The organism is Richelia intracellularis HH01, assembly GCF_000350105.1.
Lineage (GTDB): Bacteria > Cyanobacteriota > Cyanobacteriia > Cyanobacteriales > Nostocaceae > Richelia > Richelia intracellularis.
Genome location: NZ_CAIY01000001.1, coordinates 17,636 through 40,866, shown reverse-complemented (window position 1 = coordinate 40,866; position 23,231 = coordinate 17,636). Strand labels below are relative to the sequence as shown.

Annotated in this window: 12 protein-coding genes; 5 read left to right on the top strand and 7 right to left on the bottom strand. The window is 32.7% G+C overall.

The genetic code is table 11. The features are described 5' to 3' along the window. Nucleotides 1–1,691 precede the first annotated feature (1,691 nt). Nucleotides 1,692–2,669, bottom strand: coding sequence for a carbohydrate kinase family protein (locus tag RINTHH_RS00130; RefSeq protein WP_044304249.1), 978 nt, complete (start codon nucleotides 2,667–2,669; stop codon nucleotides 1,692–1,694). Between the two features lie 259 nt (nucleotides 2,670–2,928). Here RINTHH_RS00130 and pedR point away from each other — a divergent pair, with 259 nt between their 5' ends. Next, nucleotides 2,929–3,195, top strand: a complete 267-nt coding sequence (pedR, locus tag RINTHH_RS00125) for a photosynthetic electron transport-dependent transcriptional regulator PedR (RefSeq protein WP_008231365.1) — start codon at nucleotides 2,929–2,931, stop codon at nucleotides 3,193–3,195. 1,023 nt (nucleotides 3,196–4,218) lie between these two features. Here pedR and RINTHH_RS00120 read toward each other — a convergent pair. Further along, nucleotides 4,219–4,677, bottom strand: coding sequence for a hypothetical protein (locus RINTHH_RS00120; RefSeq protein WP_044304248.1), 459 nt, complete (start codon nucleotides 4,675–4,677; stop codon nucleotides 4,219–4,221). A gap of 1,235 nt (nucleotides 4,678–5,912) precedes the next feature. Beyond that, nucleotides 5,913–7,526, bottom strand: a complete 1,614-nt coding sequence (locus RINTHH_RS00110) for an iron uptake porin (RefSeq protein ID WP_008231363.1) — start codon at nucleotides 7,524–7,526, stop codon at nucleotides 5,913–5,915. A 179-nt stretch (nucleotides 7,527–7,705) separates the two neighbouring features. On the opposite strand from RINTHH_RS00110, the gene RINTHH_RS00105 reads away from it, so the two are divergent. The 4 genes from RINTHH_RS00105 (at nucleotide 7,706) to ahcY (ending at nucleotide 13,174) form a co-directional block, all read left to right on the top strand. Then, entirely contained in the window at nucleotides 7,706–8,734 is a 1,029-nt protein-coding gene (locus tag RINTHH_RS00105; RefSeq protein WP_008231362.1) for a metal ABC transporter solute-binding protein, Zn/Mn family, read from the top strand. A 277-nt stretch (nucleotides 8,735–9,011) separates the two neighbouring features. Further along, nucleotides 9,012–9,806: a metal ABC transporter ATP-binding protein gene (locus RINTHH_RS00100; protein WP_008231361.1), complete on the top strand. Its 795-nt coding sequence runs from the start codon at nucleotides 9,012–9,014 to the stop codon at nucleotides 9,804–9,806. A gap of 1,104 nt (nucleotides 9,807–10,910) precedes the next feature. After that, nucleotides 10,911–11,723 (top strand): TIGR01548 family HAD-type hydrolase, encoded by an 813-nt coding sequence (locus tag RINTHH_RS00095; RefSeq protein ID WP_008231360.1) that lies wholly within the window; start codon nucleotides 10,911–10,913, stop codon nucleotides 11,721–11,723. Nucleotides 11,724–11,896: 173 nt separating this feature from the next. After that, nucleotides 11,897–13,174 carry an adenosylhomocysteinase gene (gene ahcY, locus RINTHH_RS00090; protein ID WP_008231359.1) on the top strand — a complete coding sequence of 426 codons (1,278 nt, stop codon included), beginning with the start codon at nucleotides 11,897–11,899 and terminating at the stop codon, nucleotides 13,172–13,174. A gap of 778 nt (nucleotides 13,175–13,952) precedes the next feature. Here ahcY and RINTHH_RS00085 read toward each other — a convergent pair. The 4 genes from RINTHH_RS00085 to RINTHH_RS00070 form a co-directional block, all read right to left on the bottom strand. After that, complete coding sequence (locus tag RINTHH_RS00085; protein ID WP_008231358.1) at nucleotides 13,953–15,362, bottom strand: hypothetical protein; 1,410 nt, start codon at nucleotides 15,360–15,362, stop codon at nucleotides 13,953–13,955. A gap of 910 nt (nucleotides 15,363–16,272) precedes the next feature. Continuing rightward, nucleotides 16,273–17,586 carry a TldD/PmbA family protein gene (locus tag RINTHH_RS00080; RefSeq protein WP_044304253.1) on the bottom strand — a complete coding sequence of 438 codons (1,314 nt, stop codon included), beginning with the start codon at nucleotides 17,584–17,586 and terminating at the stop codon, nucleotides 16,273–16,275. 238 nt (nucleotides 17,587–17,824) lie between these two features. Further along, complete coding sequence (locus RINTHH_RS00075) at nucleotides 17,825–18,688, bottom strand: Tab2/Atab2 family RNA-binding protein (RefSeq protein ID WP_008231355.1); 864 nt, start codon at nucleotides 18,686–18,688, stop codon at nucleotides 17,825–17,827. Nucleotides 18,689–21,026: 2,338 nt separating this feature from the next. Continuing rightward, entirely contained in the window at nucleotides 21,027–23,231 is a 2,205-nt protein-coding gene (locus RINTHH_RS00070; RefSeq protein ID WP_044304252.1) for an IMS domain-containing protein, read from the bottom strand.

Below are 23,231 nucleotides of genomic sequence, written 5' to 3'. Positions count from 1 at the left end.
TACTAATTCTTATCTACATCCATATTAATATACTTATTAAAAATAAATGACTAGTAAACACTTATGAAGTATAGAATTTTGTTCTATATAAATTAAGGAATAATGAATATTTTAATGATAATTGAACCTTATATATAAGTATTTAATTAATATGATTAAATCAGTTTCAAAGTTATTCTATCTATGTCTTTTTTATAAATTCTTATTATTCTCTATCTTGCAATTATGAATTTACACCAAATAATATACTTATGAATTAAGAAAGAAGTCTAAACAATAATCAGCCAAATTTCTTCATTCTTTATAATCCAAAGCCTAAAACTGGAATTGTTTATTTCTGTTTTGATATATGACTATACTAATAACTTAGAAAAATACTTTTTGTAATAAAAGTAATAAGCGCTAATCAAGGCTGTTTTTATAGGATAGACTTCAATACTTATCACTAAGTAAACTGAATAATCAAAATAATGATTAACTCTGCTGCATGATTAATAAATATTTTAGTTTCTTACTTGTATGTATCTCTATAATACAGTTTCAGTTACAAAAATCGGATAATAGTAACTGTTGGATCTTAAAAATTATATTTGTAATGTATAGGACAAAATAACTTCCTGTTAGCAATACTTATAAATATACTATCTCTGCTTTACAAGTTCAATTTTTTGTTAAAATACGACTAGTAATACTAAACCTTAAATTCGAATTCAGACATTTTTCGATGGTATGATTATTTGAAGTAAGATTCATATAAAAATCGGGTAGTGTAGGTGTATTGCTAAAGTCACCCTCAGTATAGAATTAAGATGAATATTATTCAATATATTTGCAAATTATACGAATAAAGTTTAATCTCATGAATTTACGTATGTGCAATGTTAATTGTTAATTTCTTGGTAATCCATCTGATTTATAAAATCAACCTAGTTAAACTCAAGCATTGATTTATATATGATCATGTATGAACACATAATTCCATTATTTTACTAGAGTAGTTAAGACGGTGGCTGGATAAACTTGTAGATTTACTATTATTGTTATGGTATGTACATTTGAGTAACTAGAGCTAAATCAATACTTAGCCTATGAGAGGTGATGAGTTAAAATATAGTTTTTGACAATGATAAAAATCTTAAAGTTTGTAAGTAATTGATCATAGTTAATAATTTAGGACTGGTGCTACGAGTTCGAATTATACTAGTAAACCACGGGGATATTTATGGCAATCAATAACTTTTTAAATAATTTAAGAAAGATTGGTAAAAAACCACTTAATAAATATCCGGATTCATTATGCTCTAGATAGAGAAAATTTTGCGCAACAGATTTTGGTCTTTTGATTTGATTATCTAGAGATTTTTGATATCTTAAAACCCAGTTTTTTTATTGCCTAAAAAACCTTAGTGTAGTACAGAATAATTTTGTTTTGTTGATGTAATACTGGCGATTAATCGGGGAATATATAGTGATTACCCAAAATATCAGATATTTGTTTGTACCTAACTATAATCCATATTATTTTGAGGCGATTTGGATAATTTTCAGTTCCCTTATTTTATTTTTCTAAAATGCCAAGTATAACTGGGTTTATGAGCAAGTAAATTTATTTCTTTATGGGGTAGATATTAGAAGTTAAAGTAATTTAAAATTCTTAAAAGATAAATATTATATAACTACATAAAAATAGCTTAAAGAAAATGTCTGTTCAAAAAAACTTGTACTTCTGCTGCTGTAGGTTGAGAAGTGATTGCTCCTGGTTTTGTAGTGGTTAATGCTCCCACTGCACTGGCATAGACAACAATATCTTTAGCTATCTGGGTATTATTCAAATCTTTTACTCCATAAGTGAGTAATTGGTGTATAAATCCAGAAGTAAAACCATCTCCAGCTCCAGTTGTGTCAATAACATCTACGGGGAAAGCTGGCAATTGACCTTCATTATTACCTAGGCAATAAGCACAACCATTACCCCCGTCTGTAACTAATATACCTTCAGCTCTATCTATTTTATAGATGATTTTCTCAGGATCATGGGTATCAAATAGCCATTCAGCTTCTTCTTTAGCTAGTTTTACAAAATCAACTTTGTTAAATAAGCTTCTAATTTCTTGGGGTGCAATATCAATATTTTGCCAAAATACTGGACGCCAGTTGATATCTAACATCACCTTAAGTTTATATTTGTCTGCTAAATCTAAAGCATGATGTACAGCTCTATTACTTTCTGGATATGCTAATTCCAAGGTTCCTAACACTAGGAAATCAGCTTTTTGGAATAGTAATTCAGGTAATAGTTCTGCTTGCAGAAGTGTATCAGCAAACTTCTCAGTCTCATATTTACCAAAACCAGCAAAGTTTCTATCACCATATACATTTCGCAATACATAAACTTGACGAGTTGGTACATTAAAATATCTTTGTACTCCCTCAGTATTTACACTTGCATCTTGCAAAACTTGAATTAGAGAATTTCCTAGCTCATCTAAACCCAAAGCGCCAATAAATCCTGCTGATGTACCTAATTTGACTAGAGCACAAGCAACATTGGCTGGTGCGCCTCCTGGATAGAGAGTCCAAGATTCAACATCTTCTAGTCCCTGTCCCAATTGATCAGCTAGACAATCAAACAGAATTTCACCCAGACACAAAACTTGGGGATTACTCATTACGTTTTGGATAATAGATTTTGGTTTAGAGTTTTCCAGTATAAAACTACAATATTTTTTGGTTTTATTGGCAGTGATTCATACAATGAAATAAGATTTGCTTATTTTGTATGAGAATATTCTAAATTTTAAGCAAATAGTGAAAAAAAATTCCCATAATGGTATTGCAACTAACACTTGAAATGACTACCAATTCGAGAATCTTCTAAAATGAGAAATAGTGATTAAGTACTTATACTAAGGAAGGACAAAAACAAGTATGGCTGGTGGCGAGTCTCAGAACCCTGTTAGTCTTTCAGATAGAGAACTGCAAATAACTGATTTAGTGGCCGCTGGTTTAACTAACCAAGAAATTGCAGCCAAACTGGAGATTAGCAAACGTACAGTTGATAACCATATCAGCAATATTCTTACCAAGACGGAGACTGGTAATAGAGTAGCCCTAGTCCGTTGGGCTTTACAATGGGGCAAGGTTTGTTTAAACGATGTTAATTGCTGTATCTTGCCTAATTCAAGTGGTGAGTGATTGTTTTTTGCATATTACCAAAACTATTACAATTGTCTTCTCTTAAGTATTTTTCTCATTACACCTCACTATTTGTGTGAATCTCTGAATTCTAATTCCACTAGGCTGTGAGAAGACAATTCTTAATGTGTATAGGTGACTCTGTATACCAAAGAGATTAACTTACGATTAATGCAAATTATGTACTCAGCATAATTTCCTGGTATTTGAATGCCGCAAATGAATTTTCTTTATGTTGCTTGCAGCATACAATTATCTTAGTGGTAAGTGAGAAAATCTACTTACCACCATTTTTAAATTCTTGTAAATTTGGTGAAATAACTAGGATTCTGATTGAATTATAGGTAAAAATAAGGATAAAAAATTAACCGATTTAAAGACGTTGCGTACATCTGAATAAAAATCAAATCAACAAATTTTTTAAGTCAATTAGAGTTAGTTTTATGTTATTCTCAATGATATTTTCTTTAGAGAGGATTTAATACCATAGCAGCGCTGTATTTTCAATTATCAGCGAATTCAATGTTTCTCTTATTTTTAGATTTTTATAGCTATTTATCGATGTGGTAAAGTATTACCTTTAAGGTGCTCCATATAATTTTTATGAAGTGTTGGACTTGAGTTAATAGAAGTCTAACATGATTTGTCAATAATATACTAATCATAAATGGTACACATTTGTAAGTGCAATCATATGGTTTACATAAGAGGAGATAAGAATTCTTCAGTTAGATTTAAGCATATTATTTATGTCTCTTTTGAATAACTTAGATTTTAAGTGTTAGTCTAATAGGACTAATATTATTTCAATATATTATGGATATATATGTAAGTATTAGCTATTGTACAAGTAAATTTTTAACCTTACTAATTTTGAATATTTTAATTTTATTATCTTCATTATAACCTTTTGTCAGTAAGACCAGATAGAAAATTCATAAACCGAAAAAAATAATACCGAATATGGAGCAGGCATTGAAGTAATATGAATTATTATTAATCATATATACAATAATTTATCTTTTATTTATCTTGTTCCAAGATGTTATGAATTTCCTGTAAGAGTTTCTCCTGTTGTTTATTTAGTTCTGTTAATTGCTGATAAATCTCTGACATTTTTTTCCCTTCCATAGTACTTATAATTGAATTGTTATATTTTGATGTGGCAGGAAAATATTTTTTTTCTATTGGCTCAATATTTTGAAATATTAGTTTAGTAAATTTATTTGTTGAGCTCCAGCCAGCCCTTATAATGCCTAAAAATACCCTCAATGGTATGTGAATGATTGATAAAATAGTATTTTCAACCATTCGAATAATCACCTTAATAAGGGTAAATACGATAGTAATTATAAATAGTATAATAATTGAACTTATAACAGGATGATGAGTAGACCAATCTAGTAATTTTAATAAGCGTAAGAGCTCTTGTTTTTTTTCAAGCCAATTATTAATAGAGAAAGTCACGGCATTTTGCATCATAGTTTATATGTCATACATGACAAAGTTTATATGATTTAGACCCACCAGATATATTAGGAATTATGAACATAATATCAATTTGTAAACAGACATTATAAAAATAATAAGAAATAAATTACTAAATGATATTTTGTTATATTTTGCCATAGACTATGGTAGTTGCTTTGATAATTAAATTGTCATCAAAATTATTTTTTATACATAAGGTAAATGCCAGAATTGTAGAATCATATAGTCATCAAATAGAACTATTTGTAAATAATAGAGACTAGTAGGGCTAGCAATCAAATTTAGGAAAGACTGGATATAAAAACATATATAATCTGAGAGTGTTTGATATGGAAAATAAAAAAATTAAGTTGTAGAATTTTTGATTTATATTAGCAATATTTATTGGCTCTTATAACAACTTATGAGTTTTCCTAACTACAGATATTCTTTCCCTGAAACAATGTACAATCTGCCTGCATAATTCCCAATATCAATCATTTTATATTCTGTGCTACTTAGAATTTTATCCAAGACTCTAATTAATAGAGGTTTACCCTTTGCCCTATGTAAATTGTGATCAAAGTCATTACTAAAAACATAAATTATAAGGTATCTTAAAATGTCTACTTCGTAATGGAATGCTGTCACCATAATACAAAATTAAGCACCTATAATTAATAATTGATTAATCCTCTTAATTATGGTCTTATAAAAATTATAGTTGATGAACTTGAACATCCCATTAAAAACAATCAAGGCTTAGGCAAGTTAACAATTAGGTTTTTCAGTTAATAAGCCATGATATGCCCTATTTACTTTAGTATTAGACATATTCAAGTAAATAGGGCACCTCGTTTCAATTCAGATAAACCTCTATGATATAAAGCTAAACAACCTAGATAGAATGTGGCAATTTTACCTAATCATATTCTAGTTAAGATAGAGTAAATTTGGGGCTTATTATAATTATGAAACGGTAATAATACTCCCTATATTGCAATAATCAAAATTACTAAAATTGAGAATTATATCAGCCATGAACATTTCATAAAAATACTTTATCAGGCAGAAAATACAATAATAGAAGAACTTTGGCAAAAGTTTCATGGCCATAATTGCTATTATATAAAAATCTCACTTAATGGTAGGACAAAAAAGGTTTCATGAATCAATGTATTTATAAAATTTCAACTGAAACCTTAAGTTATTTCCCAAAAATTTTATTGGAAAACTCTAAAGTCTATTTAAAAACTAAAGTTAGTTCTCAATATGCCCATTAAGATATTATCGTTATTACTGTTATGATCAGGTGCCGTTAGCCAAATAACTCCAGGGGTAATAGCAATATTATCTGTTACCTGATATTCATAAAAAGCCTCAAGGTGCAACGAGGTATCATTATCTTCTGATATTTGGCTAATATTCGATTTCGTAACTTTTGGTTCTATACCCATTATTATTCCGGCAAGGTTACCCTTTTTGCCTAAATCGAGAAGTCCAAAGGTTACAGCACAATTCCAGATATCGATATCACCACGGTCAATCAAACCTCCTTTAGTAGACAAGTTACGAGCTGTGGTATAGCCAACCCAACCTCCTAACAATACTTTGTCATTGAGTTTATGAGATGCTTGTATACCGTAGGAATTACTGGAAATTGGTACAGAGGAGTCGTTAGGGTTATTTGTAGCATTTTGGACGAATTCACCTAAAAATGTCCGTAGGTTTGCCCGATTGCTACCTGTGGCTAGTTCTTGGTTATAGGCATTAATATAAGTTAAACCAAAGGTAAGGCGATTACTGGGTTTGAGAGTTAGTTGGGTTAAAGCTCCATAACCTCCATTAAATAAGCCATTACCATTACTAGGATTGTTAGATGAATTTGCTAAATAGCCTAAGCTCAAATCTAACTTACCTCCAAATTGGTGAGTTATACCTAAGCCAGCACCATTCATATGGTGGTAAATGGGATTCCCAGTACCAAATAATGATAAAGGAACTACTCCACCATCCCTATCAAAAAGGTTGACAGTATTGGCAAAATAGTCTGCTGCACCTGCGTTTCCCATGACAGTCACTTGAGTATTTTTATTTGCAGGAAATTGATAATATAGAGTGCCTAAGGCAATATCCGTATTACCATCCTCTCCACTAAAGGAAAAACTCCCTTCCCGTGTACTAATATTAGGTCCGAGAATATTATTCGCTTCCAACCTAGTAAATAGAGTATCTTTTCCAGTAAAACTAGTTAGAAGTTTTATTCGGGTCCGAGCTGCAAAAGTTGTATTGTCACTGTTATATGTATTTCCTGACAGAACATCACTTACAGCTGTAATAACGTCTCCTTGAAGTTTTGTCGTAGTTGAAAACTGTTCCGTTTTTAATTTTCCAGTATGGGCCATTAAACTGTTTATATGTTCTCGGAGTGCAGCCATTTCCACGGAGAATTCCCCTTGCAACCTTTGCAACATAGCCAAGTCCTCTTTGTTAACCATATCTGCTGCTTCTGTAGCAATTAATTGGTTAACTCTCTCCAAACAAGCATTAAGACCAGCAGCAAATTCATATCGTGTTATTACTCTGTTCCCACGATAAGTATTATTGGGATACCCAATAATGCAACCATATCTCTCAACCAAAGATTGCAAAGCCTGGAAAGCCCAATCCGTTGGATTTACATCTGATAACTTACGTCTAGAGCTTATTTGGGCATTTTGTTCTTCCTTGTTTGTTTTCTGATTCTCTTCCACCATTGCTGAAGTTGGTGTACCCTTTGCTGCTACCCCCATAACTTCCAAAGATAAAACAACGCCCATAACTACAGAATTAATTAGTAGTGAACCCAGGAATTTCTTCATTGCCTTCCACACATAGATTTTCAGGTTTTGCACAAAAGTAGTTGATATCTATTTCTAAGTATTTTCTCATAATGATACTTGTTCTTAAATTATACTTAAAAGCAAAAAAAAGAAAGTCGAAATATAAAGTCCGACTTTTTATCTATTGAGCTAAAAGTCTACTAGGATAAATCTAAAAAATGAAACTAAAGTGCAAAGTTTATAAATGGATGAAGAATAATTGCAGAATACTCTGGCTTTTATTATCTTTGTTTCTATTGGGTTTTGAAGGTTGTGTTCTATCTAGTTCACAAAAATTAGAAGGTGACTCCAAGGATTATTCCGCAAAGATATCTAACTCCCTGGTCCCTGTATCAGTAAATAATAAAGTGAAAATTATGACTACATTTTTGCCAATTTATTGGTTTACAAGAGCTGTAGCCGGTGATTTGGCAGAAATTGAGGTGCTTGTGCCTCCGGGTATTGAAATACACCATTATCAAATAACCCCAGAAAATATAAAAAAATTGGCATTGGCTAATATACTAGTAAAAAACGGCCTGGGTCTGGAAAAATTTTTAGATGGTGCTGTTAAAAGTTCTGAGAACAAAGGGCTTCATATAATTGATGCGAGTAGAGGAATTAATCCCTTAAATCCAATCGATCCTTTAGAAACTACTGGAAAACATTATGATAAGTCGCATCATCATACTGGAGGGAACCCCCATGTATGGTTAGATCCCATACTAGTAATACAACAAGTCAACAATATTCGAGATGGATTAATTACTGTCGATCCAAAAAATAAAAGTAGCTATCAGGACAATGCATCTGCTTATATAAAGGAATTATTGAACCTGCATAGTGCTTTTCAGCAAAGATTGCAAAATCATGCTATTGATATGAGCTGCAAATTTATCACCTTTCATGATGCCTTTCCATATCTTGCCAAAAGATATAGTCTTGAACAAGTAGTCATTGTGGAGCTGCCAGAAGAACAATTATCACCACACGAATTAAAAAAAGTTGTGAATACTGTTAAAAAGTATCAAGTGAAAGCCTTATTCGGCGAATTTGGTATAGATAATAAATTACTTAACAATCTTGCTAAAGATTTAAATATTACTTTACTTTATCTAGATTCTTTAGAATTGGGGGATAAAAATCCCCTATATTATTTCCAAGGTATGCACGCTAATTTAGAAAACTTGGCTTCGGCTTGTAAGTAAATTACTTATTAATATCAATTTTATGGGAATATTTTACTGTTCTGTCCATTTATAAATTGTTATTGCCTAGGCCAAGAATTGATAGGTAGCATCATCTGACAAAGTAGATTCTTTAGAATGTTCATACTAGAAGGCTAATACATCAGATTCTCATATTCACGAATCTTTCAAACTCTCATTCTCTTCTCTTCGTTAGGTGAACGGGATGTACCATATAGTTTTAAAGTTATTTTGTCATTCTTCTATATTGTTATTTTGAATTTTCGTAACCTGAAATATGGATATTACTAACACCCCTAACCCAATTTTGGATGTAGACGGCTTAAATGTATCCCGGGGTAAGTATTTGATTTTGAGGGATATCTCCTTTGAATTATTGCCCAAAACTAATATGGCGATAGTAGGACCAAATGGTGCAGGGAAAACCACATTAGTACAAGCCATCCTAAATCTAATCCCTCATATGTCTGGAAGAGTGCAAATACTTGGTTGTCCAAATACAAAAATGGGGAAGCTAGGTTATTTGCTAGGATACATAGCACAAAATTTCATCTTTAATCGAAGTTTTCCCCTATCTGTGAGCGAATTAGTTGGTTTAGGCTGGGTAGGGAGTGCAAATATATATAAAAATAGTAATTCCCTATCCAAATTATGGCAAATAGGTCAGGAAAAATCAGCAGCAATCAATCAGGCCTTAAAACGCACGAATGCTTATCACCTACGCAACCAAGCTATAGGAACTCTCAGTTGTGGTCAACTTAAGCGAGTATTGCTGGCATATTGCTTAGTTATACCTCGTAAACTATTGATACTAGATGAAGCCTTTACAGGATTAGATATCCAGGGCTCGGCACACTTTTATATTTTGCTCAACCAACTAAAACAAGAAGAAGGTTGGACTATATTACAGATTTCGCATGATATTGATATGGTAAATCGCCACTGTGATCGTGTGATTTGTCTGAACCAAACGATCATTTGTACAGGAGTTCCAGAAGTTGCATTTTCTGCTGATAATATGATGGCTACCTATGGACCTGGATTTAGCTGTTCCCAGCATCAGTTTTCTTAGCATTTTATATAAGCACTATTGTACTTGAATACTTGAAGCTTGATGTTAGTAAAGGAGTAATAAAGTTAGTCTAGTTACTTTTGATATGGGAAGTTCATAGTTTTATATTAGATACAAGAAAAAATACGCAATTTTACTTGCAATAGGTATTGTTTACAATTGACTATTGACATGTTTATAACAAAGAATTTTTATATTGGATATTGGCAGAAATTTACTCTTGTAGGAAAGCCTGAAAAATAAGTTTATTTTATAATATTAACAATCTTACATTTCTTTTTTGTATTAGGTATTTGTATGAATAGTTCTCCCTAAATATAAATTAATGAGATTGCTATACGATTTATATGTGCATCTCCAACACTAATTCATAAAACTTACAACATTTTCAAAACCATGAAGAAAAGTTACTAACTGGTAACCATAGTGAAAATACTATTTTAGTACTAATTATCTTGTCATTTAAAAATCTAAGACCCAAATAAAACATCTATTAAATGGGCCTTGAGAGATTCACCAATTAGGATTTTCCTATCATGTTTTTCAGTTTATTAACTATGTGTCATGCTTGCCTTATATTTATTGTTAAGGTATATACCAAATGTTCTAGTTATCCTTAAATTTTCTTTTAACCTTCAGTATCTTCTCCGAAGACTTTACAGGTAGATATGTGGATAAGTAATTAGGGATATACTTGTTTATTATTAATATGTGTAAATCTTATACCAGCAATCTAAACATTATCATGCATAAATAACAGTGAGTTTATAGTGGTCTAATTCTTGTAGCTAAGCTATTTGAATGCATTGAACGCAAATTTTTAAGGAGGTTTAGTTTCTATGTAAAAGCTGAAATCTATGTTGGTTTATATTTAGCTAAAGGAAAATAATTTTCCCCCAGTTAAGACTTTGCTGACATGAAAATAGTAAAAGCCCTAAGATAGAATTAATTCTTTAATTCCAAAAACTCAAGTCTCAAGACTATCTGGCCGATACTTATTGGGGCAAAAGTATCAGAGGTTTCAGGTCATTAATCTTATTAACTCACAAACTTTTATCTCCAGCTTTTTCGCTCTTACTTCCTTCAACAAAAATCCAAAATTGAATGACAGATAATAGTTACATCCGCACGCTTGTTATTTTTGATATTGATGGCGTCATCCGAGATGTTGGTAATTCCTATCGTAAAGCTTTGGCAGACACCGTAGAGCATTTCACTTCTGGGGAATACCGCCCAACCTTAACAGATATTGATGAGCTTAAATCTGAAGGTATTTGGAATAATGATTGGGAAGCTTCTCAAGAGTTAGTTCATCGTTACTTTGAAACTCAAGGTAAATCCTACAAAGCAGTAAAAATAAATTATAAGACTATTGTTGACTTTTTTCAGAGACGTTATTTTGGTACTGATCCTAACAAGTGGAATGGTTATATTTGTAATGAACGAATATTATTAGGACTTCCTTATTTAGAACAACTAAGTTTAGCTAATATTGACTGGGGATTTTTTAGCGGTGCAACCCGTGCATCTGCCAATTATATCTTACAAGACCGTTTAGGCTTACAATCACCTATTCTAATTGCTATGGAAGATTCTCCTGGCAAACCAGATCCCACAGGACTTTTTGCTACAGTTAGCCTCCTGCAAAGTAGAACTGATCATATTTCTATGGTAATATATGCAGGGGATACGGTAGCAGATATGCAAACGGTAGAAAATGCACGGCAAGTAGAACCAAGAATAAACTGGGTTGGAGTCGGAGTTCTCCCACCCCATGTGCAAGAAAACCCCTCTGAAAAGAATGCGTATGGAAAGAAGCTAAAACAAGCTGGAGCAGCAGTAGTTATAGATAATATACAAGACCTAACACCTAGAATGGTAAAACATCTATTAAAAGACGAATCAGAGCAGTGGTAAAACTAATTTAATTTTAGGGCCTCTACTATCAAAAATATAAATATGTTCTTGCAAGTTTGAAAGCAGAATATAGGTAAAAAAATCCTGGCCTGATTTACTAATTTTAGCATACCCTAGTAAGGGAGCGCGTAGTAATTACGTAATTTTTTATTGTTAGAGGAACTATTTAATTAATGGCCGCAATTACCCCAAAATTAAAGCATGAGGTTAAAGACCTTGCTCTAGCTCCCCTGGGAATGCAGCGTATTGAATGGGCTGCACGGGAAATGCCTGTTTTAAAGCAAATCCGTGATCGCTTTGAGCAAGAAAAACCTTTTGCAGGTATCCGGATTGCAGCTTGTTCTCATGTAACAACAGAAACAGCTAACTTGGCAATTACACTAAAAGCAGGTGGTGCAGATGCTTTGCTAATTGCTAGTAACCCCCTATCTACTCAAGATGATGTAGCGGCTTGTCTTGTCAAAGACCATAATATTCCTGTCTTTGCCATTAAAGGTGAAGACAATGAAACCTACAATCGTCATGTGCAAATTGCTTTAGATCATCATCCCAACATAATTATTGATGATGGTAGCGATGTCGTAGCCACCCTAGTTCAAGAGCGTAAAAAACAATTATTTGAGATTATCGGTACTACAGAGGAAACTACTACAGGTATTGTTCGTTTACGAGCGATGCTAAGTGATGGTGTGCTTCCTTTTCCAGCAATGAACGTCAACGATGCTGATACCAAGCATTTCTTTGACAACCGCTATGGTACAGGGCAGTCTACATTAGATGGTATCATCCGTGCTACTAATGTCCTACTAGCAGGCAAAACCATAGTTATTGTTGGTTATGGTTGGTGCGGCAGGGGTATAGCTATGCGTGCACAGGGCTTAGGTGCAAATATAATTGTTACTGAAATCGACCCTATTAAGGCCATTGAAGCAGTAATGGATAGTTTTCGAGTAATGACAATGGCAGAAGCCGCTCCCTTGGCAGATATGTTTATCACTGTAACTGGTAATAAACACGTTATTCGCTCCGAGCACTTTGATGTCATGAAAGACGGTGCGATCGTATGCAACTCTGGTCACTTCGATATTGAAATTGACCTCAGATCTCTAAAAGAAAAGGCTACTAAAGTAAAGAATGTTCGCCCATTCACTGAAGAGTATCACCTGCCTAGTGGTAAATCTGTAGTTGTTTTAGGAGAAGGACGTTTAATTAACTTGGCTGCTGCTGAGGGGCATCCTAGTGCAGTAATGGATATGAGCTTTGCCAACCAGGCTTTGGGCTGTGAATACTTAGTAAAAAACAAGGGTAAACTGGAGCCTGGAATGTATTCTATTCCTAGGGAGATAGATGAGGAGATAGCTCGCCTGAAGTTGCAGGGAATGGGTATTAATATTGACTCTTTAACAGAAGAACAAATTGAGTATATTAATTCTTGGAATGTTGGAACTTGATATTAAAGGAAAATCCATCTAAATAGAGGCTTTAAAACCTAAAAAATTTACTTGTAAATTGTCCGAGGCAATTATCATGGGATAGACAGTCACACTATCCCTTTTTGTGTTTCCCTTTTACACTGAAGTCTTAACTGAAACCACATTTAATTTAGGTGTTTGAAGAGTACTTCGTTTTTTAATTATTTCTTGGCTCTGGGTAAATCAGAAAAAAAGAAAGATAGACTATTCAACAATTGTTGCAATTACATAATATTATTGCCATTTAATTCTGTCAGAATTAAATGGTAGGTTACGAAATCTGGCTAATAATTGTAATTCATGGCATTTCTGCTTATTGAATTTTCCCCATTTTAACTTCACACTAAATTATTATATAATAATACTGGTTGGAGATATTTATATTGCAGAACTATTGTTATTCCGGTTTAGTAAAACCATACAACAAATAGGTCAGTGTAAAAAGTATTGCCCTTGCTTATTATTGATATTGAATGGGCCTCAATACTATTTTGGAAATTAGATAGAAGTTAAAGTTTAAAAGCTAGGAATAAGTATTTTTTGTATTTATCCTTTTTATATAAAAATAATCACTTGTAATTAATAGGGAACTAATACCTTAATTTTGATAATCCGTATTTCCCCATTCTGATGCTATGCGAGGAATACCTATCGTATTTAAATATTAAATTATAGTTTCCTTCTTAACCGAGAAAATATAGGGATAAATATAATCATTACCCCTACAAATCATAATTTATTTTACTAAATTTAATCACTATTTATTTTTATTTTGTCTTTTTTCCCTCACTTGGCGTAGTTGGTTGATAAGTTTTTTATTATTTGACTTATCATCTGCAGCTTGTTGATTATTCTGTACAGCAAATATGCGTGATGTTGTTTTAATTTTTACTGGCTGATTGGAAAGTGAGTTCTGCTGATTATTTATCATAGAGCTTGCTGTTAGAGAATTATTAGTGTTTGTATATGGTTTATTGGGCAGAGCAAATATGCGCGATGTTGTTTTAATTTTTACTGGCTGACTAGAAAATATTTCTTTTTGCCTTGTATGTTTTCTGAGCTTTTCCCCTAAAGATGTATGGGGACTTCTAGGTATAAGATGTTGCTCACTTGCATGTGAAATATTGGAGATATATTTCAAACTTAATTTAAAAGGATAATAAGATAGGTTTTTAGTTGCTGGCGGTGGATTTTTGAGAAAATGCCTTCTCACGACTACCATTTGTAAGGGAGAAAGAGGTTGATCCGATTGGAAAACTATATCTATTACTTTCCCTTCTGGTTCCATTACTAATATCCCTTTTATATCCCCATGTAAAACTGTCTTATTAGTGGGAATCACTTTCTGGATTAAAGTTTCTTCTCTACTTAGAGGGTATTTCTTGATAATCCTATGTCTTAAATCTTGATGTGAATTAAGTATTGCTGTTTTATTCTTTGGGACTTTATTGGAACTTACAACATCATTTTTTTGGGGGGACTGCAGTTTAAATTCTTGAAAACCACCTGTTGTTGCAATCGCATAGTTACCTCCCGGTCTAAAGATTGATTTAACAGGAGCCATTAGTTCTTGACTAGTGAAACTAATAGTCTTGTTTTTGGCAGTTCTTTCAGCAGTAGAAGGTTTATTGCTGTTGATACTCACAATGGTTGGTGAGGTATTACTACTCTTCCATGTCCTAGGGTTTGCATAATTGGGGATATCAGGAAGGTTATAAATACTCCTTACTCTTGGAAGAATAGGATTAGTGAAAGTATAAGGCCTATAGATACTACCAGAATCAAATATTGGCAAGGAATTGGTAGGGTCGTTAAAAGTTGATTTTGGTAACTGAGGGAGAATTGGTAAGGTGGAAGAATTTGATGGTATAGGAGGTAAAGTAATTAGCTTGGGTGAAGTATAATTAATATTTGGTGTGGGTATTTGAGTCTGTAGTGCTACCTTAGGAGCAATTGAAGTTTTTGGTAAGCGTTGTTGTTCTGATCGGCTAAATTGAAGCACTCCAACAGCCTTAGATAATCTTACAGGCTTAGGTTTATAGTCTATAGGCATCAATGGCAAAATAAAGGCTATAGCCCCATGGATACCTATAGAGGCTATAGCAGCCATACCTGCTGGTTGGCTTAAAACATCTGGCACATTCTTGAAAATAGAGGCGTAAGACATAGCTATTATTGTTTATTCTGCTCGTTTAAATCAATAGAATCGTTAGTTTTTCTGGTAAAAAAGAAATAATACAAAAGCAACGTCTCGTTAATCATAAAACGTCTCGTTAATCATAACTTCACTCACATACTCTATAAACAGGAAATATGTCAAGTAGCTATGACTAAATTATCATTTTGCAATTAGATGGTAGCAAGTCGATTGAAAATGACCCCATGATCTAAGCTTGAAATGAAAAGACAGTCATGTTGGACATTAGACTGCTAAGCCATATGAAATATCTTATCTGCTACAAGTTATATTCAAGTAAACACTAATAAGTTGAGAGGAAAAACTCTATTTGTTTAATGCTAAACCAAATGGTCTGATTCTATTTCAAACAAATCCAATAGACACAAGTGCTCTCAGTATAGTTAAATAAAAGTCTTTACCTAAATATGGATGATTTTTGAGAGTAACCAAATAATCTCTACTATATTCTCTTGAAAAAACCATTATTTAAGTCTAATAAAATTAAATAAACAATCAAATATAAAATATAGGATCAAGACGAAATAAATTTTGTTTTCTGACCTATATTTAATTGATTCAGGATATTAGTATTATTCATTTGAATATATGTTATATGCGTCCACCACACTATTATTATGCAGGTATAAAATTACTGTATATAAGTAGAAAATAAAAAGTGAATAAGTAAAAAACTTTAATACCTATAGGTTTCAACTTTTAGATTTATTCTGATAAGGTTGAATACTAATATCTTTATCAAGATAAAAGATACTAATCTCTTGGGTATTTATTTGTGAAATAAATACCCTCTCAAGTAAATTTTCACATTATTCATAATATCTGTAATTATTAATTTATATCACTAAAGTTTCCGCTACCATAAGCTACATAATGCTTGTTATTCCTTACTAATAATAGATAAACCTTCAACTACCAAAGAGGGGGTATAGCATGAACCATTCCAATCAGCATCACCACCCAGATACACTAATTGCTTAAGGGCATTATAAATATTCCCAGTTACCATAGTGTCTTTAACACGCCCAAAAACCTGACCATTTTTTACCAGGTAGCCCAACTCAACATTAATTGAAAAATCACCCGAAATTCCTCCATCCTTACCAAGAATTTGATCAATAATCAAACCATAATCCATATCTACAATCAATTCTTGGAGACTTGCTAAACCTGGTTGAACCAGGAAATTAAATAAACTAGGGGTAGGGTAGCTGCCCAAGTCAGGACGGAAGCCATTACCTGTAGAATTCATTTGTAGCTGTTTCGCAACAGAATGATCACAATAGGAGTGCTGTAAAATACCATTCTCAACAAAAATTACTGATTGGCTGGGAGTACCCTCATCATCAAAAGGGCAACTGTAGGGACCAGCTTTTGGATCTTGATATAAAGTCAGCTGTGAAGAAGTAACTCTTTGACCAAATTTATTTGCCCATGGGGAAGCCCTTTCTAATATTTGCTTACCATTTAAAGCCTCTTGTACAGTACTCCATAACATATCAGAGGCTTTGGAGGTAAATAATATGGGCACATGACAATTAGGAGCAGTTATTTTATTTTTTGCCCAATCCAGACGTTGCAAAATTTGGGCAGCTACCTTTTCTGGTTGCAGAATACATCTTTCTGTTTCACCATCTGATACACTTAAGAAATCTTCACCTCTGACCCACTCGGCAGAAATGTAGGAGCTTAAAGTTGTATCAGTATAATAGCAATCTAAACCTTTAGTATTAACTAGTCTAGTAGTTTCAACATCACACTCCCAATCCCCATTACATACCACATCAGGGTAATATGTGCGAATCGTATCAATAGTTTGCTGACCCCAATTCATCAACTTTTCTATAGGTACATCTTCACCTAAATTTGAGTAATTGGGGTGGAAGTTACTACCAAGTTGAATAAATTCAGGTGGATTTAGCATACTTAGAGCTAAAGCTTTATCTACAATTGACTTTGGCTCTGCAGGACCGTATGCAACAGCGACACCAGGACATCCGTTACGCCATAATCTTAAGGCTGTACCTTCAGCTTCATTCGTTTCTATTTGTTTTAAGCGATTCCCTTCAAAAAAGACGGTTCGGGAGAGTGACCGCGACTGATAAACTTCAGCCGCCTCTGCTCTACACTTGATGGCTAATTCTAGCAATTGCTCTGCTAGTGTATCTTGTTGTGGTAGCTGTTTAGACACCATTTGCATTGACTTTTTGTAATGCACCGGCAATAGAGGATTGTTCAAAAAACAATGTGGGCATTTTTATCCAGAGATTTGGAGTAAGAGAATTGTTACTGTTACCAAATAAATCAATAAATCATTGGCTTTTGAATTAAGTTTGATTGAAAAACATACATACATCAAACTGTCCAGATATAAATACAAAATTTTCAAGCCGAATAACTTATTTCTCTTTACATCAATATGCTGGGCAAGTTTAAAATAGTTTTACCTCGCATAAGAGCCAAAATCCTGCGAAGGATTTTGCCTGTGGATCGGATTGTACTGCAATAAAATGTACACCATTAGCATTCTTCTTAGCTAATTCAAAACCCCTGGCATTAGCTAGAACTTGAGGATTTCTAAGACCAACTAAAATCCAACTTTCACTTGCTCCGGCTTCCAAAACTAATCTTCCACCTTGACTATCGTCAAACCTTAACCATGCCAACTCTAAACCAGACATCCAAGCTGCTAATGGTAATGCCCGAGGTGAGAAAACCAAGATTCCAGGAATGAAATTTTTAGGGGCAATTTTCACTATATCTAGAGGGAAGCTTTCACCAAAACAGATATCCCACTCTGGCATATCCCCTAATTCCTCTACTGATAAACTGACAAATTGCCATCTTTCCCCTTCTAAGGCATCAGGTAACCTTTGAGCAAGAGGAGATTCCAGCGTGAATGAAGAATTAGTTTTTCCTGTATAACCAGTTTCTTGGGGATAAACTTCTTTCATCCTTTCTTCTAACCATTTATAAAGGAAAAAAGTACGGCGACTTGCTTGTGCTGGAATTCCAAGATCTTGACAAGTCTTAGTAATCATATTATTAACTTGCCGACGAAAGAAGCGAATTTTGATTGGTGCCTCTGGTGCTTTGGTAATCGCTTCTGTAATAGCTGTTTTCAACCACACAGAATTTACCTCTGTGCTGGGGCAATATTGTGAATAGCGAAACAAGGAATTTATATTTTTTCTAATGTTCGTAGGAGCTTCACAAATTAGCACTTCCCATATTTTCTTCTGTTTTTCATCTACTATTGGACGAGAGTAAAAATCAATTTCCCAAATACTACCCATGTGATGATATTCAGTTATAGCTACTTTTTATTTTTTTATGATGTGGGGTGATAGTTAGAGTCAGCAGACAAAACAGGGGAATAAGAGAGCAGAGAAGGTAAACTACAAATTACTCAGTTGGGGGTTCTAATAAAACACATATGCCTTGGATGTATATTTATATTGACAAATATATCGTATTTAACACATTTTTAATTTGGCAAAAGTCGCCCTTCATCTGGTGAAAGTATTTGTATTAATTCCGTATTTATCTCCTAATAATTTGTCTTGCTTGTTTAAATACTAGTAAAAACCTTAAAAGTAAGCTCTTACTCCTAAATTATAGAGTATTTCATTACTTTTATGCACTCTGAAAAATCCCTAGCTTTTAACTGGAAATTTTACTGAAAGTATCCCCTGTATTAATTATTCTTTTAATCTCTAGCAAATCAGTCATAATACTTTGTCAAGATTATTAAATGCAAGACGTAATATTTCTTGTATAAAATTTATTCGGTACATTCACTACTTTTCAGGCTGTATACAGAAATATGAGACTGAGCTATTATTTTGATGAAGCCTAGATGGCTATCAACTTTATATTTTGTTGATTATTAAATTTTTTCGCCTGAGGTTTTTGGAATTGTAGACATATGTGAATTTTGGTTGATAAAGTCCTAATTTCATGTGATAGCACGCATCTTTTTTATACATGGATTGTAAGGATGTTAGTTATTCAAGATAGAGTTTTTTAAGAGCCCTCTAACATAATATTTTTAATTTTGAAAGTATCTTAATAAAGAAAAATATTATTGTATTATTGGTATTGGCTTTATCTTAAAATTAATCCTAAAATGGTACTTGGTATTAGTAATAATTTTTAGTAAATCAAATTAATTGAAACTAATTGTGTCACAAAATAGATTTACTATTTTAAGCATTTCATATCCATCAATAGTAAGTTAATCGCAAAATAATTTATCTAAAAGTGTATAGGGTTTACCTACTATTTTACTCTGTGAGAACACTTATATATTATCTAGATCAATGATATTTAGGAATTTATTATAAATTGTACTTCCACTTACTTTTGACTATTTTAATTAAATTGGCATATTTTAGTGATGAAGTGCTTTAGTTATTTCCCTTTGATTAATAAGTTTTACTATATAGTTCCTATATCTTACTGAATTATAGATTCTCATGATAAACTTGATTTTTCAAATATAATCTAAACCCATTTATAGATTTATAAGTCATCTTATTCATAAAAATTAACTAGATTGATAATATAGAAAATTCGTATTTGATTAGTCATAATACTAATTTTCTATATTATCTTCAGAAGAATTTAGTTTGGAGAGGTTACCTGAATAATCTGTGCTATTACATACTAATGATAAGTACTTCTATAAGTAGAATAAGCATCTGACTGAAATCAAAAAAATATTTTTGGGAATTTTATCAGAATATCGATATGAAACTCTATCCAATAATTAAACCAAGATAACTGTTGAGAATTAAAGAATTAAAAATAATAGAATAATTAATTATGATAGTAACTTTTATATTTTTATTTATTATAGTCTGAGCTAACATTTTTCTAGGAATCAAGTATTTCTTGAAGGATAGAATAAATATCAGCAGTAATGGATCCTAAAGATTAATAATCCATGCAAATAATATTTTGTCATACGAATTTTTAGATATTTTTTACTATTATAATATCCAGTGATAAAGCTAATTAATAATGCCAGACTATGGTTTAAATGTAAAGCCCATGGTTAACAATGGTTGTTTATTATTAACGTTAAACTTTCATATTGCTGAAAATTAATTAGTGAAGACTGCTTTTGGTTAGTTTATGTTATTAATTAACCTTCGAGTAAGAGTTACTTCCCATAACAATAGGAATTTCGAAGCTGATAGACTCACATTCCAAAGTTTATAGGGTATCTAGACATTACTAATTATCACTTGGCTTTATTTATGCTGATTAAAATTGAGTGAATAAGTACTAAATACAAAGTCCAATAATTATTAAAAATTTACAATTTCCTAATAGCACTTACTCAAAATAATTATCCTATAGGGAATTTGAATACAAATACGAAAATTTCACAAATTATATGACTTAATTAATTCCTGTTAGTAAGTTCTTAACAATATTGAATAATTTGATAGTTAGCTGCCCATCCCAACGCAATAATAGGTCTATTTTTTAAAGCCATCTTGGTAGAGAAAATAACAAGTAAGTCGATAGGAAAATACTAACTGAGCTATTGAAAACTATAATTTAGATTCTGATAGATATGGAAATGATTATATATAATACAACTGAAATAAGATGAGTATAAAACTAACTAGCTGTACTAAATAGCAATGACATACTTTGAATTCTCCATTTCCCGTCTTGTTTAATTAGATCATAATTCACTCTTAAGTCATCATCATATGACTTTTTATAATTTCTCTGGCCACGCTCGTATATGTTAGCAACTTCCCTGATAGATGCTTTTACTATCATCTGATTCTCATCATTTTTGTTTAGTTCTATTTCAATATCCTTAACCTGATGTTCAAACTGACGGTATCTACCATTATTTTTATCCCATTGAGCTATTGCTTGCCACCGAGACAAAGCTGAACCAATTAATATACTCTCTAAACTATTTGTATCATGATTTGGCCCTAAGGCTACTGATTTGCTGTATAGCCAGGCCTCAATTACTTTTCTGGCCATAGTTTCTATTAATTTTGTCTCTAGTAATTTGTATTGGCCTTCCAGTTTAGAGACTTCAATTAATGGCTTATTAATTTGCACATTAACTTGTTTTCCTTGTAAGGATGGTAAGGGGCTAAATAGACCTATTAATAAGCCTAAGGTTGTACTGAGCAATAGACACAAAAATACCAAACTAGTTACTAATATTAGTACCACTAACAAAAGACGAATTACATTTTTACGATAACGGCTAATTCTCCTACGTTTACGTCCACCTCGATAGTTAATATTACTAAGCTTTTGTTTTCTGTGAGCTATATTTGGAGAAGGATAATAACTAGTCTGTTCTACCCCTAATTCTTGATTGCTTGTAAGGGGATTTTTCTGACTAGTAGAGAACGAAGGTGAAAATGAAATATTAGAATTTATCGATTGCTGTTTTATTCCCTCATTAGAAATATCAGGTGACTGCTCATAGTCAATTCTTTGACTATAGGAAGTATAAGGATATTGCAATTTTCCATGGTGATAATTGGCTTTATCGGAATTAGCAAGAGGCTCTTGTTCTTCTACAGGTAATACTTCTAAATATGACTGTACTTGGTGATTCGCAAAATATTCTTTTAAAGATGCTGGGCAGCCTACTAAATCCCGAAAATAGGGAAATAATTTTGTTTCCAACCAGTGTTCTGCATATAAACACAAACCAGGCAATAAATCTGGAGAGTCATAAGATTTTTCCCTGATAAAAGCCAGCGCTTCATATTCATTGCTAAGTTCTAGCACTCGACTGGCTTCCTCAGTTTGTCCTAATAATAAACTACATAAAGATTGCTCTAGATGGATATCTTGACGCACTCCTAGACTTAATAACATTTTTTTTGCCTGACAAATAAAAGCAGGTTCCCTTTGTGTAAATCCACGTGCAATCAAGGAATAGACAGTCAAATATACCGCCACAGATGAAGGGCGTTTGCTCTCCTCCCCAAATAACTTGTGTTGTTCTGCCACTGTTAAAAAATGGCGCAATTGCTGAATAAATAGTAAGAAATCATCTAAATTCAGCCCAGAGTGATCATTATCTGTCCCATCAATGCCACCACGCTCTTTTATAAGTGTTTTTAATAATTTTAGCCCTTGTTTCCTTTCAGATTTTTTTTCTATGGGTTGTTGTAATAGTTCCAAGATCCGGTATGGTCTAAGTTTATATAGATCCGATTGAATTTCCGTTTGCAAATCGGGAAATAGTTTTTTCTTAACTAATAGTTCTTCTCCTGTCTCTAAGGAAATCGCGGCATTTTCATAGTTGACTTGTTGCCATTGTTCTCGTCCTAACTCTAAACAAGCTAAAGATACGGTAAGGATAATATCGGATACATCTGGTAATAAATCCCAAACCTCATTGGAGTTCGCATTATCTTTTTGACTTACGAGGTAAGGATGACCTAGTTTGAGTACCAGTTCATATTCCCCTAACTCTTGCAGAATTAGCAGAGCTCCTGCTATTTGTTGTGCAGAGATTTCTATACCTGACTTTTGGTTATCAGAATTTACATTTTTTGGAGTTTGGCAATCTTCAACTACTACCCCACTAATATTATTATTATTTTGCTTATTACTATGAGACAAATACTCCTGCTCATATTCCCTTCGCTTTAGTGGATCGAAGAGTACTATATAGGCTTCTTCTATAATTTGTTTACGTGCAGCAATAGCTACTTGAGAATATTCTCGTCGTGGCAATTGTGCTATACGATCACTATAAGCTTGACGCAACTGTTCTTCACTTGCAGCCAATGGCAATCCTAAAATTCTGTAATAATCCAATGGTATATGCAC

Excerpts from the sequence above, each read along its gene's own strand:
- RINTHH_RS00130 (WP_044304249.1), bottom strand. The coding sequence starts at position 2,669 with ATGAGTAATCCCCAAGTTTTGTGTCTGGGTGAAATTCTGTTTGATTGT.
- pedR (WP_008231365.1), top strand. The coding sequence starts at position 2,929 with ATGGCTGGTGGCGAGTCTCAGAACCCTGTTAGTCTTTCAGATAGAGAA.
- RINTHH_RS00120 (WP_044304248.1), bottom strand. The coding sequence starts at position 4,677 with ATGATGCAAAATGCCGTGACTTTCTCTATTAATAATTGGCTTGAAAAA.
- RINTHH_RS00110 (WP_008231363.1), bottom strand. The coding sequence starts at position 7,526 with ATGAAGAAATTCCTGGGTTCACTACTAATTAATTCTGTAGTTATGGGC.
- RINTHH_RS00105 (WP_008231362.1), top strand. The coding sequence starts at position 7,706 with ATGAAACTAAAGTGCAAAGTTTATAAATGGATGAAGAATAATTGCAGA.
- RINTHH_RS00100 (WP_008231361.1), top strand. The coding sequence starts at position 9,012 with ATGGATATTACTAACACCCCTAACCCAATTTTGGATGTAGACGGCTTA.
- RINTHH_RS00095 (WP_008231360.1), top strand. The coding sequence starts at position 10,911 with ATGACAGATAATAGTTACATCCGCACGCTTGTTATTTTTGATATTGAT.
- ahcY (WP_008231359.1), top strand. The coding sequence starts at position 11,897 with ATGGCCGCAATTACCCCAAAATTAAAGCATGAGGTTAAAGACCTTGCT.
- RINTHH_RS00085 (WP_008231358.1), bottom strand. The coding sequence starts at position 15,362 with ATGTCTTACGCCTCTATTTTCAAGAATGTGCCAGATGTTTTAAGCCAA.
- RINTHH_RS00080 (WP_044304253.1), bottom strand. The coding sequence starts at position 17,586 with ATGGTGTCTAAACAGCTACCACAACAAGATACACTAGCAGAGCAATTG.
- RINTHH_RS00075 (WP_008231355.1), bottom strand. The coding sequence starts at position 18,688 with ATGGGTAGTATTTGGGAAATTGATTTTTACTCTCGTCCAATAGTAGAT.